The organism is Streptomyces sp. x-80 (assembly GCF_046549095.1).
Classification (GTDB): Bacteria; Actinomycetota; Actinomycetes; order Streptomycetales; family Streptomycetaceae; genus Streptomyces; species Streptomyces celluloflavus.
The window spans coordinates 153,309-165,560 of record NZ_JAJPWM010000016.1 but is presented as its reverse complement, the minus strand read 5'-3'; the positions used below and the strand labels follow the sequence as shown (position 1 = coordinate 165,560).

Sequence of the window (12,252 nt, the reverse complement as noted above, 5' to 3'; positions counted from 1 at the left end):
CCGGGAGGACGTCCTGTTGTGCAGGGTCTCGTGCGAGTCGGCGTCGGTCGCCGTCCTGCTGCACCCGACCGGCAACGGCCTGCGGCTGCTGCTGGTGTCCGAGCGCACGGGGCACCGTGCGCTGCTCGACGCCACGGTCCTGGACGCGTTGTGCGCCCTGACCCCGTCGGCGGCCACCGCCCTGGTGCGCGCCGCCGTGCAGGGGGCGGGCCCATGAGCGCGGTGGCGTTCGACTACACCGCGCCCACCACTCTCGACGGCGCCCTGGGCGCGCTGGACGCCCCCGGGCGGACGGTGGCGCTGCTGGCGGGCGGTCAGAGTCTGGTGCCGCTGCTGACCAGCCGTCAGGTGCGTCCGGATGTGGTCGTGGACCTGAACGGGGTCGCCGGCCTCGCGGGGATCGACATCGGTGCCGACCGGGTCAGGGTCGGCGCGATGACCAGACTGCGCGAGGTGGAACAGCACCGGGGGCTGGCCGCCGCGCTGCCGGTGCTGGTGTCCGCCGCGGCCGCGGTGGCCCACCCGCATATCCGGGTGCGGTCCACGCTGGGCGGTTCGTTGTGCCATGCGGCCCCGGCCGCCGAGCTGCCGGCGGTCGCGCTCGTGCTCGGCGCGGACGTGGTGCTGCGCTCGGCGCGCGGTGTGCGGTCGGTCCCCGCGGCCCGGTTCGCCACCGGTGCGGGGACCACCGTCCGCGCGCCGGACGAGGTGGTGACCGAGGTCGTCTTCCCCCGCACCGGCGCGTTCACCTACGAGTTCAGCGAGCTGTGCACGCGCGGCAGCACCGGCTACCCCGTCGCCGGCGTGTGCCTGGGGCTGCGGGCCGGCGGCGGTCTCGTCCGGGCCGCGCGGGTGGTGGTGGCCGGGTGCGGCCCCGTCCCCGTCCGCCTGCCGGGCGTGGAGGCGGCGCTGGTGGGCCGGGCCGTCGCCGGCGGGCATCCGGGGCTGGTCGCCTCGGTCGTCGCGGAGGCGGCCCGGGGACCGGGGCCCGAGGACCGGGAGTACCGGGCCGAGGTGGCCGGGGTGCTGCTGGTGCGGGCGCTGGCGGCGCGGGCCGGCCGGGAGGGACGATGAGCGCGCGGACGGTGACGGTGCGGGTCAACGGGGCCGTCCGGACCGAGGAGGCCGAGCACCACACCACCCTGGCCGAACACCTGCGTACCGCGCTGCGGTTGACCGGTACGCACGTCGGCTGCGGCAGCGGTGACTGCGGCGCCTGTGTGGTGCTGCTCGACGGTGAGCCGGTCTGCTCCTGCCTCGTGCTCGCGGTGCAGGCCGACGGCCGGGAGGTCACCACGGTCGAGGGCCTGGCGGGCGGCGGCGGCCTGACGCGGGAGCAGCGCGCCCTCATCGAGGAACACGGGCTCCAGTGCGGGTTCTGCACCCCCGGTCTGCTGGTGCGGATGGCGCACGCCGCCGGCCACGGCGGCGGCGAAGAGGGCGTGCTGGCCGGGCACTTGTGCCGGTGCACCGGCTACGGCGGTATCCGCGCCGCGGTGCGCCGCGGTGCCGGTGACGCGGGGGCCGGCCGGTGACCGGGGGGCACCGTCACATCGGCAGGCCCGTGCCGCCCCGCCACCACGAGCGGCTGGTGCGCGGGGACGGCCGCTTCCTCGCCGACCTGCGGGCGGCGGGCGTGCTGCACGCGGCGCTCGTGCGCAGTCCGCTCGCGCACGCCACCGTTACCGGCTTCGACGCCACCGCCGCCCGGCGCGATCCGCGCTGTGCCCTGGTGCTGGGTCCCGACGACCTCGCCGGGCGTACGGCGGCGATCCCCACCGTCTGGCGGTTGCCCGGCCAGCCGGAGGAGAGCATCCCCGTCGCCGTGCGCACCGCCCGCTACGCCGGGCAGCCGCTGGGCATCGTCGTCGCGCACACGCCCACCGCGGCCCTGGACCTGGCCGAAGCCGTGCGGCTCGACCTCCATCCGCTGCCGCCGGTGCCCACGGTCGCCGACGCGCTGGCCGAGGGCGCGCCGCCCGTCGTGCCGGGCGCGGCGGGCAACGAGGCCGGCCGCATCCGCTTCGGCTCCCCCGCCGGGGAGATCACCTCGGCCTGCTCGCGCGCGGCGGTGGTCGTGGCACGCGAGTTCACCCTGCCGCGGGTGCACCACTCCCCGCTGGAGGGGCGGGGTGTGCTGGCCGCGTACGACCCGGGCACCGGGCTGCTGACCGTGCACGCCAGCAGCCAGTCCCCGCACGCGATGCGCCAGGACCTCTGCGCCGTACTGGGGTTGCGGGCGGACCGGGTGCGGGTCGTCGCGCCCGATGTGGGCGGTTCGTTCGGCAGCAAGGTCCTGCTCTATCCGGACGAGGCGATGGTGTGCGCGGCCGCGGTCGCGCTGGGCGGCGCGGTGCGCTGGGTGGAGTCCCGCGCGGAGAACTTCACCGGCGCCTACCAGGGCCGGGCCCAGCAGGCCACGGCCCGCCTCGCCGTCAGCGGCGAGGGCCGGTTCCTCGCCCTCGACGCGCATCTCCTCGCGGATCTGGGCGCGTACGCGACCCAGGCGGGCAGCGGGCCGCACCAGGTGACCGCCCTGACCCTCCAGGGCCCGTACCACGTGGACGCCGCCGCGGCCACCGTCCGCGGGGTGTACACGACCCGGGTCCCCACCGGCGCCTACCGCGGGTACGGCATGCAGGAGGCGGCGTTCATCCGTGAACGGCTCATCGACGAGGCCGCCCGCGAACTCGGACTGTCCCCCGTGGAGTTGCGGCTGCGCAATCTGATCCGGCCGCAGGAGTTGCCGCACACCACGCACACCGGGCTGACCTATGACAGCGGTGACTACGGCACCGTACTGCGCCGGGCCGCCGCGCTGGCCGAACGCCCGCCCCCGCCGGACGACCCGCCGTGGGTGCGCCGGGCCACCGCCGTGGTGGCCGCGGTGGAGATCAGCGCGTTCGCGCCCTCGGCGCTGCTGGAGGCGTTCGGGATCGCGTGGAGCGGCTGGGAGGGGGTGCGGCTGCGGATCAACCACGACGGGACCGTCACCGTGTACTCCGGGGTGATCGCGGTCGGCCAGGGCATCGAGACCAGCCTGGCGCAGATCGCGGCGGAGGGACTGGGCGTGCCCCTGGACTGGGTGCGGGTCGAACTCGGGGACACCGACACCGCCCCGCACTCCGACCTGTCCGCGCAGGCCAGCCGGGCGCTGACGCTCGCGGGCGGCGCGCTGGTCATCGCCGCGGGGCGGCTCGCCGGCCGGATGCGGGCGCTGGCCGCCGGGTTCCTGGGCACCGGACCCGAGCAGGTGGCCCTGCGCGTCGCCGCCACCGCGGGCCCGTCGTCCCCGGAGGCGGCCTTCCACGGCGCCGGCGGTGCGCGGATCACCTGGCGCGAGACCGCCCACCGCGGCTACCGGGGATGGGGAAGGGCGCAGCGCACCGACCGGGTCCGGCTGGAGGAGTCGGTGGACTTCGACCCGCCGCAGCTCACCTTCGCGCACGGCGCGCACGCCGCCGAGGTCGCGGTCGATCTCGGGACCGGCCGCGTCGAGGTGGCGGGCTACTGGGCCGTGCACGACAGCGGTGTGCTGGTCAACCCACTGATCGCGCACGGGCAGATCGTCGGGGGGATCGCCCAGGGGCTGGGACAGGCGCTCACCGAGGAGGCCAGGGTGGACGGTGCGGGCATCCCCGTGACCCGGTCGTTCCGCGAGTACACCATCCCCGCGGCCCAGGACATCCCCGAGGACCTCGTCGTCGAGCACCAATGCACCCCCAGCACGGTCATTCCCGGCGGTTTCAAGGGACTCGGCGAGGGCGGCGCCATCCTGCCGCCCGCGGCGGTCGCCTGCGCGGTCGCCGCCGCGGTTCCCGAGATCGCACACACCCTCACCTCGCTCCCGCTCACCCCGTCGCGCGTGCGCGCGGCGCTGCGGGCGGCGGGCATCACGGCGGAAGGCGGTATCCGATGACCCGGTCGAACGAGGCGGAAACGGTGCGCGAGGCGGTGTTCGGCCTGCTGCGCGCGGAGGGCATGACCACCGTCTTCGGCAACCCCGGCTCGCTGGAGCTGGCCATGCTGCGCGACTTCCCCGACGACTTCCGGTATGTGCTGGGCCTCCAGGAATCGGTGGTGGTGGCGATGGCGGACGGGTACGCGCAGGCCACCCACCGCCCCGTGCTGGTCAACCTGCACTCGGCGGCCGGGGTGGGGCACGCGATGGGCGCGCTGTTCACCGCGCGCCGCAACCGCACCCCGCTGGTGGTCGTCGCGGGCCAGCAGGCGCGTTCCCTGCTGGAGGGCCACCCCTACCTCCTGTCGGAGGACGCGACCGTGCTGCCCCGCCCGTACGTCAAGCTCAGCCGCGAGCCGGCCCGCGCCGAGGACGTACCGGCGGCCATCGCCCGCGCCCGGCACCTGGCGACCGCGCCGCCCGCCGGGCCCGTGCTCGTCTCCGTCCCGAGCGACGACTGGGACCGCCCGGCCGCACCCGTCGCGCTCCGGCGGGCGAGCACCACCGTCGCCGCGGACCCCGCCCTGCTCGCCCGCGCCGGCGAGGCGCTGGCGCGCGCCGGGTCGCCCGTGCTGATCGCGGGGTCCGGGGTCGACCGCGAGGGCGCCGTGCCCGATCTGGTGGCGCTGGCCGAGGCGCACCGTGCGCCGGTCTGGGCGGAGCCGATGTCGCACCGCTGCGCCTTCCCCGAACTGCACCCGCTGTTCGCCGGGTTCCTGCCGCCGGTGCGCGAGGACATCGTGCGCACGCTGACGGGGCACGATCTAGTGCTGTCGGTGGGCGCGCCGGTGTTCACCTACCACGTCCCGGGCAGCGGCCCGCACCTCCCGCCCGGGACCGACCTCTACCTGCTCACCGACGATCCCGAGCAGGCGTCCTGGTGCCCGAGCGGAACCGCCGTCATCACCAGCCTGGCGCCCGCGCTGCGGATGCTCGGCGCCCATCCGCCCCGCGGTCCGCGCACCCCGCCGCCGCCCCGCCGCCGCCCCGGGCCGCCCACGCCCGCCGCGAACGGGATCACCCAGGCGCATCTGGTGCACGCCCTGGCCGGGGAACGCCCCGCGGGGTGCGTCCTGGTGGAGGAGGCGCCCGGCACCCGGCCGGTGATGTGCGAGCACCTGCCCAACCTGGGGCCCGAGTCCTTCTACACCACCGCAAGCGGCGCGCTGGGCCACGGAGTTCCCGCGGCGGTCGGTATCGCGCTGGGCAGGCCGGGGACGCGGGTGGTGGCCGTCGTGGGGGACGGCTCCGCCATGTACGCCATCCAGGCCCTGTGGTCGGCCGCCCGGCTGCGCCTGCCGGTCACCGTCATCGTGGTGAACAACCGCCGCTACGCCACGGTGGACGCCTTCGCCGAGCGGTTCGGCATGGCGAAACCGGTGGGCACGGCGCTCGACGGGCTGGACTTCGCCGCGCTCGCCACCGCCCAGGGATGCGCGGGCGGCCGGGTGGCCGAACCGGCCGCGCTGGTACCCGCGCTGCGTACCGCGCTCACCGCCTCGGGCCCGTATGTGCTGGAGGTGGTGGTGGACGGGTGAGCCGGGCCCTACCGCACGCTCAGGCCGCCGTCGGGCCGCAGCACCTCGCCGGTCATGCCGGCCGCCGCGGGGGACGCCAGGAACCGGTAGAGCGGGGCGATCTGATCGGGGCGCAGCACCACGCCCAGGGGGTTGAGCTCCCGTACCGCCGCGGTGATCTCGTCGGCGCCGGCGAACACGTGGTGGCCGTCCACGGTGCGCAGCCCGGTCACGACACCGCCCGGGGCGACGGCGTTGACCCGGACCGCGGGCGCGAGGTCGGCGGCCAGGTGGCGCACCACCCCCAGCGCGGCGTGCTTGGCCGCGGCGTACGCGATGCCCGCGCCGTTGCCGCGTACGAGGTAGGACGCGTCGGACAGGGTGAAGACCATCGATCCCCCGCTGTCGGTGAGCGGCCCGGCGGCGGCCCGTGCGCCGAGCAGATAGCCGACGACGTCCACGTCGAGGACGTGCCGGGCCACCTCGGCCAGCGCGGCGCCGTCGAGGTCGCGCACCCCGATCCCGCCGTCGTGCACCCCGGCGTTGCCGACGAACAGGTCCAGCCCTCCGAAGCGGGAGCGTGCGAGGTCCACCACCTCGTCGTGCGCGTCGGGGTCGCGGACATCGCCGGCCACCCACCGCACCCGGTCGCCGTCGCGGTCCTCGGGGATGTCGCGGTCCTCGGGAATGTCGCGGTCGAGGACCGCGATGCGGTAGCCGTGCGCCGCCAGGTCGGCCACGACGGCGCGGCCGATCCCGGAGGCGCCGCCCGTCACCACGGCGACCGGTTCCCGTGCCGCCCGCCGGTCACCGCCGACCGCCATACCGCTCTCTCCCGCCACTGCTCGCTCCATCGGCCGGTCCCTTCCGCTCACACCGGCGGCGGCTGCCACAGGCCCGTGTCCGGGCAGCCCCGCAGGTTCGCCGACACCGCGTCGTCGCGCGGCGACGCCACCCCCCAGGTGTCACTGGTCTGCGCGTTGCCCGGATAGATGCGGGGGGTCCACTCGTGGTCGGGATCGATCCGCAGCATTCCTGTGGTGTATTCGGCGACGAATCTGGATGCCGGTTCCTGGAAGTAGGTGAAGGTGTTCGCGCCGACCCCGTGCCGGCCGGGTCCCCACAGTGGCGCGTACCCCTTCCGTACCATGTCGCCGGTCGCCCGCATGAATTCATCGATTCCGCGTAATTCGAAGGCGACATGGTTCAGCGAAACGTGCGGTGCGCGGGTGAAGGCGAGCAGGTGATGCGCCGTCCCGGCGCGGAGGAACACCATGATGTCCTCCACCCAGTCACTCACCTTGAAGCCGAAAACCGATCGGTAGAACGCCAATGCGGCCGGCAGGTCCGCGGTGTTGAGCACCACGTGGCTGATACCGGTCGGTCTGCTCTCGCCCGGTTCGACGACCCGGAACGCCCGCGCCGTCACCCCGGAGGACACCTCGACGGTGCGCCCCTCGCAGTCGAGGAACCGGAAACGGTAGCCGCCACCGACATCGGTGCAGGTGGCGGGCTCGCTGAGGAGGCGGCCGTGAGGGTGTGCCGCCACCCGTCCGGCGATCTCGTCCACATCGGCGTCGGTGGCCGCGGCCAGGCACAGCAGGTCCACCCGGGGCTCGGCGGTGGCCCGCAGGCGCAGCACATGACTGTCCTGGCACCCCGCTCCCAGGAACACCCGGTCCGAGTCGGCGCCGACGAGGTCCAATTGCCAGTGTTTCTCGAAGAATTCACGCGCGGCACCGATGTCGGGCACGCCGAGCGCCACACTCCGGACATGGGTAATCATCAGGACTCCGCCCCCAGTCTGCTATTCGGCGGTTCCCGCAGGAGGATACCCGCGGCCCCGGCGAAAAGGGCCGCCTAAATTCCGCCTTTCTCTGCACCGACGGCGTCCCGCATATTCTCGAATGCCCGGCCGAAACGGTCACTCCGCCCGCGGAGAGAGACCGCCACGGAGAACCCGGATCCGCGGGCGCCGGCCCGGGCCCGGAATGCGTCCGGTGCCGCACCCGGGCCGGCGTGGGGTGCGGCACACAGCGCTGCGTGGGAGGAGGGCGGTGCGTGCCGGGCCGCGGGCGGCCGTCACTTGCAGAGGCCATCACACATGCTGCTCCAGAGCGTCCCGCAGGACGTCCACTGGGTGCACCCGCCCTTGTGGCGGAGCTTTCGTATGGTGCGGTCAGAGCCGGAAGGTCCGGACGACGAAGGTCTGTCCGGCGACCGAGGGCCAGCTCGCCCAGCTCTGGTCCGCGGCCAGGGTGGGTGCGCCGACGCCGTCCGGCAGGCCGGCCGCGGTGGAGACCACGCGGAGCGGCAGGGGGCCCTTGCCGCGGGCGCGGATGACGAGGTCGAGGCCGTCGGCGGGCGGGGCGGCGTAGCTGAAGCTCCAGCCCCAGTTGTCCTGCGGGTCCCGGGGGCCGCCGGTGAGCTTGGCGCCTTCGACGGTGGCGTCGAGGATCCGGTGGGCGTGGGTGCCGGCGTGGACGGCGAGGGTGTGGGCGCCGGCGGGGGCCTTGATGCGGACCCGGATGGTGCGTACGCCGTCGGCCTCGGTGGTCGAGGTGTTCTCGGTGCGCGGGGCGTCCAGGGGGGTGGCCTTGGCCGGTCCGTTGGCGAGCGCTTCGCCGCCCAGGTCAGGGATGCGGTCGTCGTAGGGTGCCGGCTCGCCGGTGAGCAGCTTGCCGACAGCGGGCTGGGAGGTGTCGCCGGCGCCGAGCCAGGTGGCCTTGCCCGTGTCCGTCTCCAGGGCGTATCCGAGGCTGACCGGCCGGGGTTCGTCGGCGCTGTAGTCGTCGAGGGCTGTCCCCACGCCCAGGGTGCCCGCCCCTGCCAGCGCCACCGCGAGCATCCCGGCGGTGAGTGCCCGGCGCGTGGGAAGCGGCTCCAGGAGGCTCAGCAGTACGGCGGTGAGCAGCGCGGCGAGGAGCAGCGGGGCGGCGGTGAGTGTCAGTCCCAGGGCGGGCAGCAGCAGGAGGACGACCGGCAGGAGGAGTGGCACGGCCGGTACGGCGGTCACCGCTCCGGCCACCGCCCGCCACGGGGAGTCGGCGGGCGTGAGCCGCAGTGTCACGGCGACGACCGCCAGTCCGGTCAGCGCCGGCCAGGTGAAGAGGTAGGCGCCCCCGGGCAGCAGCACCGCGCAGACCACCGCGAGCAGCGCGAACCAGCCGAGCACCCCCACCACGATGTCCAGCGGTGACGCCGTGCGGCGGGTCCAGCGGTACCAGGCGACGAGGAGCACCAGGAGCAGCAACGCCTCGCCCCACGCGTACCGGTCGAGGTGGTAGACGCTGCCCGCGCTGAGCTCGAAGTCCGGCCGGGCCAGGCTCAGTACCCACCATCCGGCCAGGCCGGTCACCGCCGCGCCGAGCAGCGTGAGCGGGAAGGTCGCGGCGGCCCGCCCGGCCCCGCCGGGGGACAGTCCGCGGCGCCGGCCGAGCCACAGCAGCAGGGGCACGCCCAGGGCGGCCACCACGGCGAGCGGCAGGTTCAGCCATGCCGGGTACGACACGACCGTGCCGAACAGGGAGAAGTACGTGGCATCCGAGCCGCTCTCGGCGAGGTCCGCCCCGCCGAGCCGGCGGACCGCGCCGAGTGCTGCTTCTCCCATGTCCTGCACGCTCGCGGCGTCGAGCCGGGCGATGCTGTCGTGGCCGGTGTGGTAGTGCCCGGAGCCGTCCATGAAGGCGAAGTTGATGCCTCGCATACCGGCCTCGCCGAGGGCGGTCAGGTCGGTGTCGTTGGGCAGGTGCTCGTAGAACGCGGCGGAGAACGACGTGGTGAGCGCGCCGGAGGCCCGTACGGCGGGGGTGAGGCCGGTGCCCGTCATCTGGAACATCACGGCGGGTCCGGAGGGGCCCCGGCTCTCCAGGTTCACCACGACGGTCCGCTCGGGGTCGGCGGCCCGGTGCGTACCGGCCTCCGCCTCGACGAAAGCCTTCGTGCCGAGCAGCCCTTGCTCCTCGCCGTCGGTGAAGAGGAGTTCGATGTCGTTGCGGTGCTGCGGTCCGGCCTTGAGGACGCGGGCGAGTTCGAGGATCGTGGCGACGCCGGAGCCGTCGTCGGCGGCGCCCGGGGCGATGGGCACGGAGTCGTAGTGGGCGACGAGCAGGACCCGGCCGGTGGAATTCCCGCCGGGGATCGTGGCGTGGATGTTGGAGACGGACCCGAGGACGGCCGGGCTGTCGTCGGTGCGGGAGGGGACGACCCGGTTCTGGATCTCGGGCCGCAGCCCCAGCTTGCGCAGCTCACCGACGAGGTACTTCCGTACGTCCGCCTGTGCGGCCGAACCCACCGGGTGCGGGACCTTCGCGATACCGCCGAGCCGGGCGACCGCGCGGGCCGCCGAGAAGTCGCCGGTGGCGGCGGAGGCCGGCCGGGGTTCGGCGGTATGCAACGGCAGCATGGTCGCGATACCGGTGAAAAGCAGCAGCAGGAGAACGGTCAGGGCCGGTATCCGTCTGCGCATCGTGGTCAGGACCTGCACGGGTGTACCTCATAGCGGCGGTGGGACGGGGCAGGGGCCGGTGCGCGCCGGGCCGCCGCGTCGACGGCGGTGATCCGCGGCCCGGCGGTGTGGCGTTCACCGGCGTGGTCGCGCGGTCGGAGCCGGTCGGTGTCCGGGAGCGTCCCGGAGCGGGTGCGGAGAGGGTGCGGAGAGGGGAAAAGCGTCCGAACCGGTCCCTGCGGACCGGCGGACCCGCGGACCGACTTGGCCAGCAGATCTATCAGGGGCAGGCTGCGGAAGTCCAGCAATTTGGCTGCGCGCGACCGGCATCCGGCAGCGGCCGCGCTCGGGGCTCCGGCGCCTCGCCTCACCGGGCCGGGCCCGGGGCTGAAGCTAGGGCCGTCCGTCCGGGGCCGCGGGTGGGCACCGGCGCCCTTCGGGTCCTGTATGATCATGTGTAACTTCGGTGCACAGCACGGGAGTCACGCGTCTGTGGTCCAAGGAAAGACGTCCGCCTGCCGGCGGGAAATGCAGGTGCAAGGCCTGCCGGGCGCTCCACGAAGAAGGTCCCCGCACTCAGCGAGTGCGGGGACCTTCGCCGTTCCCGCCGCCTTTTCTCAGCTCCCGCCGCCCCTTCTCGGTCCCCGCCGCCCCTTCGTTGTTCCGGCCGCCGGTGAAGGTCCGTCACGGGGCGGTCAGCGCGTGGGGCATGACGAAGTGTCCCCGCCCTCGCCGGTCGCCACCGGCAGGTCCGAGGGCAGGCCCCACTCGGTCCACGAGCCGTCGTACACGGCCAGTTCGCGGTAGCCGGCCAGGTACGCGCCGAGCGCCAGTACGCACGCGGCGACCCCGGAGCCACAGGTCAACTCGCCCCGGCCTCAGGTGTTCACTCTGTACCTCCGGCCGGCTCGGCGGGTGGGCGTCCGGCCTGTTCGGGGAACCGGCCCGCCGCGTGTTCGGGATGCGCGGCCACCTCTTCCTCCGTATCGCTGCGGGCCTGACCGGCGCCGCCCTTGGCGCCCTTGGCGTCGGCGGGATGCCGCATGCCGGATGCGGGACTGTCGCCGCGGAAATTCCCCGGCCTCCGACCTATTGGATCGACTATGGTCGTTGCAACATCGATCGTTATTCAAAGGAGACCCTCTATGTCGGAGGCCGTTTTCGGCTCGGCCGCGGCCGAGCCGGCTCAGCTCGCCCCGCTCAGCGAACGGATCAGCGCGCCGCGCGAGCTCCCGCTTCCCACGGCCGGCGCCGATCTGCACTGGCGCACGGCCGGTCACGCCGACATCCCGATCCTCCATGAACTGATGTGTGCCACGGATGCGGTCGATCACCCCACGAGCAGCACCACCCGCCAAGAGGTCGAGCTGGCATTCAACGCACCGAACTTCACACCGGATCGCGACATGCTGCTCGCGCTCGACCCGTCCGGTCGCGCCGTCGCCTACGGTGCCGCGACCCTGGACGAGGTGCGGGAGACTCTGGTGCAGGTCTCGCTCGACGGCTGCGTGCATCCGGGGCGGCGCGGCGAGGGCATCGGTACGGCGCTCCTCGCCTGGCAGGAAGCCCGCGGGCTGCAACACCTCGCGGCTTGCGAAGAGACGCTCCCCGGCTGGCTGGTCTCCGGCGCCGAGGAGAGCACCACCGCGACCATCCACCTGCTGCACGCCCACGGATACGAGACGGCGCGGTGGTGGCTGGAGCTCGAACGCGACCTCGCCGACCCGATTCCCGAGATTCCCCTCGACCCCGCGGTGCGGCTGGAGAGCTATGGGCAGCGGTGGACGGAGCCGGCACGGCTGGCGTGCAACGCCGCGTTCCGCGACCACTGGGGGTCCCAGCCCAGCACCGCCAGGGAGTGGGCGGAGGGCGAAACACTGGAGAACTTCCGGCCCGACCTCTCGCTCGTCGCGGTCGCTCCCGACGCGGACGGGGTCGACCAGGTCGTCGCGCTCGTCACCAGCTCGGTCCCCAAGGAGGACTGGGAGGCGCACGGATACTCCTTCGGCTACGTGGATACCGTGGGCGTGCGCCCCGAGTGGCGAGGACGGGGGCTCGCCCGCGCCCTCTTCACCCGGGTCCTGCGCGCATACCGGGACGCGGGCTTCGACAAGGCGCTCCTCGACGTCGACTCCGAGAGCCTCACCGGAGCCGTCGGCCTCTACGAACGCCTCGGCTTCCGCACGGTCCGGCGCTCGGTCAGCCTGATCAAGACCTTCTAGCCGGCGGTCACTTGAGCTGCCGACGGCGGGGGCCGCGGTACGGGAGCCGGTAGCCGGTAGCCGGTAGCCGGTAGCCGGTAGCCGGTAGCCGGAAAGTATCGCCGG

Annotated in this window: 10 protein-coding genes and 1 pseudogene; 6 read left to right on the top strand and 5 right to left on the bottom strand. The window is 74.3% G+C overall.

Annotated features, from left to right (window positions below; genetic code table 11):
- The first annotated feature begins 16 nt into the window (after positions 1-16).
- From ACLJWH_RS29030 to mdlC, 5 genes are read left to right on the top strand one after another with little or no spacing between them, the layout of a single operon-like run.
- The gene (locus ACLJWH_RS29030; RefSeq protein WP_411144742.1) at positions 17-217 is read left to right on the top strand and encodes a hypothetical protein; all 201 of its coding nucleotides are present in this window, start codon (positions 17-19) and stop codon (positions 215-217) included.
- Positions 214-1,074, top strand: coding sequence for an FAD binding domain-containing protein (locus ACLJWH_RS29025; protein WP_411144741.1), 861 nt, complete (start codon positions 214-216; stop codon positions 1,072-1,074). Before ACLJWH_RS29030 ends, ACLJWH_RS29025 begins: the two co-directional genes overlap by 4 nt.
- Positions 1,071-1,535 carry a (2Fe-2S)-binding protein gene (locus tag ACLJWH_RS29020; protein WP_411144740.1) on the top strand — a complete coding sequence of 155 codons (465 nt, stop codon included), beginning with the start codon at positions 1,071-1,073 and terminating at the stop codon, positions 1,533-1,535. Before ACLJWH_RS29025 ends, ACLJWH_RS29020 begins: the two co-directional genes overlap by 4 nt.
- Positions 1,536-1,564: 29 nt before the next feature.
- Entirely contained in the window at positions 1,565-3,919 is a 2,355-nt protein-coding gene (locus ACLJWH_RS29015) for a xanthine dehydrogenase family protein molybdopterin-binding subunit (RefSeq protein WP_411144739.1), read from the top strand.
- Positions 3,916-5,499: a benzoylformate decarboxylase gene (gene mdlC / locus ACLJWH_RS29010; RefSeq protein WP_411144738.1), complete on the top strand. Its 1,584-nt coding sequence runs from the start codon at positions 3,916-3,918 to the stop codon at positions 5,497-5,499. Before ACLJWH_RS29015 ends, mdlC begins: the two co-directional genes overlap by 4 nt.
- 8 nt (positions 5,500-5,507) lie before the next feature.
- Here mdlC and ACLJWH_RS29005 read toward each other — a convergent pair whose 3' ends face one another.
- The 5 genes and pseudogenes from ACLJWH_RS29005 to ACLJWH_RS28985 form a co-directional block, all read right to left on the bottom strand.
- A complete protein-coding gene (locus tag ACLJWH_RS29005) occupies positions 5,508-6,332 on the bottom strand; it encodes an SDR family oxidoreductase (RefSeq protein ID WP_411144737.1) in 825 nt (274 codons plus the stop codon).
- Between the two features lie 17 nt (positions 6,333-6,349).
- Complete coding sequence (locus ACLJWH_RS29000) at positions 6,350-7,264, bottom strand: VOC family protein (RefSeq protein WP_411144736.1); 915 nt, start codon at positions 7,262-7,264, stop codon at positions 6,350-6,352.
- Positions 7,265-7,657: 393 nt separating this feature from the next.
- Positions 7,658-9,964 (bottom strand): M20/M25/M40 family metallo-hydrolase, encoded by a 2,307-nt coding sequence (locus ACLJWH_RS28995; RefSeq protein WP_411144735.1) that lies wholly within the window; start codon positions 9,962-9,964, stop codon positions 7,658-7,660.
- A gap of 656 nt (positions 9,965-10,620) precedes the next feature.
- Positions 10,621-10,788, bottom strand: a pseudogene (locus ACLJWH_RS28990) (sulfurtransferase); the annotation flags it as partial.
- 23 nt (positions 10,789-10,811) lie between these two features.
- Positions 10,812-10,970: a hypothetical protein gene (locus tag ACLJWH_RS28985; protein ID WP_411144734.1), complete on the bottom strand. Its 159-nt coding sequence runs from the start codon at positions 10,968-10,970 to the stop codon at positions 10,812-10,814.
- Positions 10,971-11,070: 100 nt separating this feature from the next.
- Between ACLJWH_RS28985 and ACLJWH_RS28980 the strand changes: the two genes are divergently transcribed.
- Positions 11,071-12,147: a GNAT family N-acetyltransferase gene (locus ACLJWH_RS28980; RefSeq protein WP_411144733.1), complete on the top strand. Its 1,077-nt coding sequence runs from the start codon at positions 11,071-11,073 to the stop codon at positions 12,145-12,147.
- Positions 12,148-12,252 lie beyond the last annotated feature (105 nt).

What these genes read in the sequence shown, in the direction of transcription:
- ACLJWH_RS29005 (WP_411144737.1), bottom strand. Translation starts at nt 6,332, where the DNA reads ATGGAGCGAGCAGTGGCGGGAGAGAGCGGTATGGCGGTCGGCGGTGAC.
- ACLJWH_RS28985 (WP_411144734.1), bottom strand. Translation starts at nt 10,970, where the DNA reads ATGCGGCATCCCGCCGACGCCAAGGGCGCCAAGGGCGGCGCCGGTCAG.
- mdlC (WP_411144738.1), top strand. Translation starts at nt 3,916, where the DNA reads ATGACCCGGTCGAACGAGGCGGAAACGGTGCGCGAGGCGGTGTTCGGC.
- ACLJWH_RS29020 (WP_411144740.1), top strand. Translation starts at nt 1,071, where the DNA reads ATGAGCGCGCGGACGGTGACGGTGCGGGTCAACGGGGCCGTCCGGACC.
- ACLJWH_RS29025 (WP_411144741.1), top strand. Translation starts at nt 214, where the DNA reads ATGAGCGCGGTGGCGTTCGACTACACCGCGCCCACCACTCTCGACGGC.
- ACLJWH_RS28980 (WP_411144733.1), top strand. Translation starts at nt 11,071, where the DNA reads ATGTCGGAGGCCGTTTTCGGCTCGGCCGCGGCCGAGCCGGCTCAGCTC.
- ACLJWH_RS29000 (WP_411144736.1), bottom strand. Translation starts at nt 7,264, where the DNA reads ATGATTACCCATGTCCGGAGTGTGGCGCTCGGCGTGCCCGACATCGGT.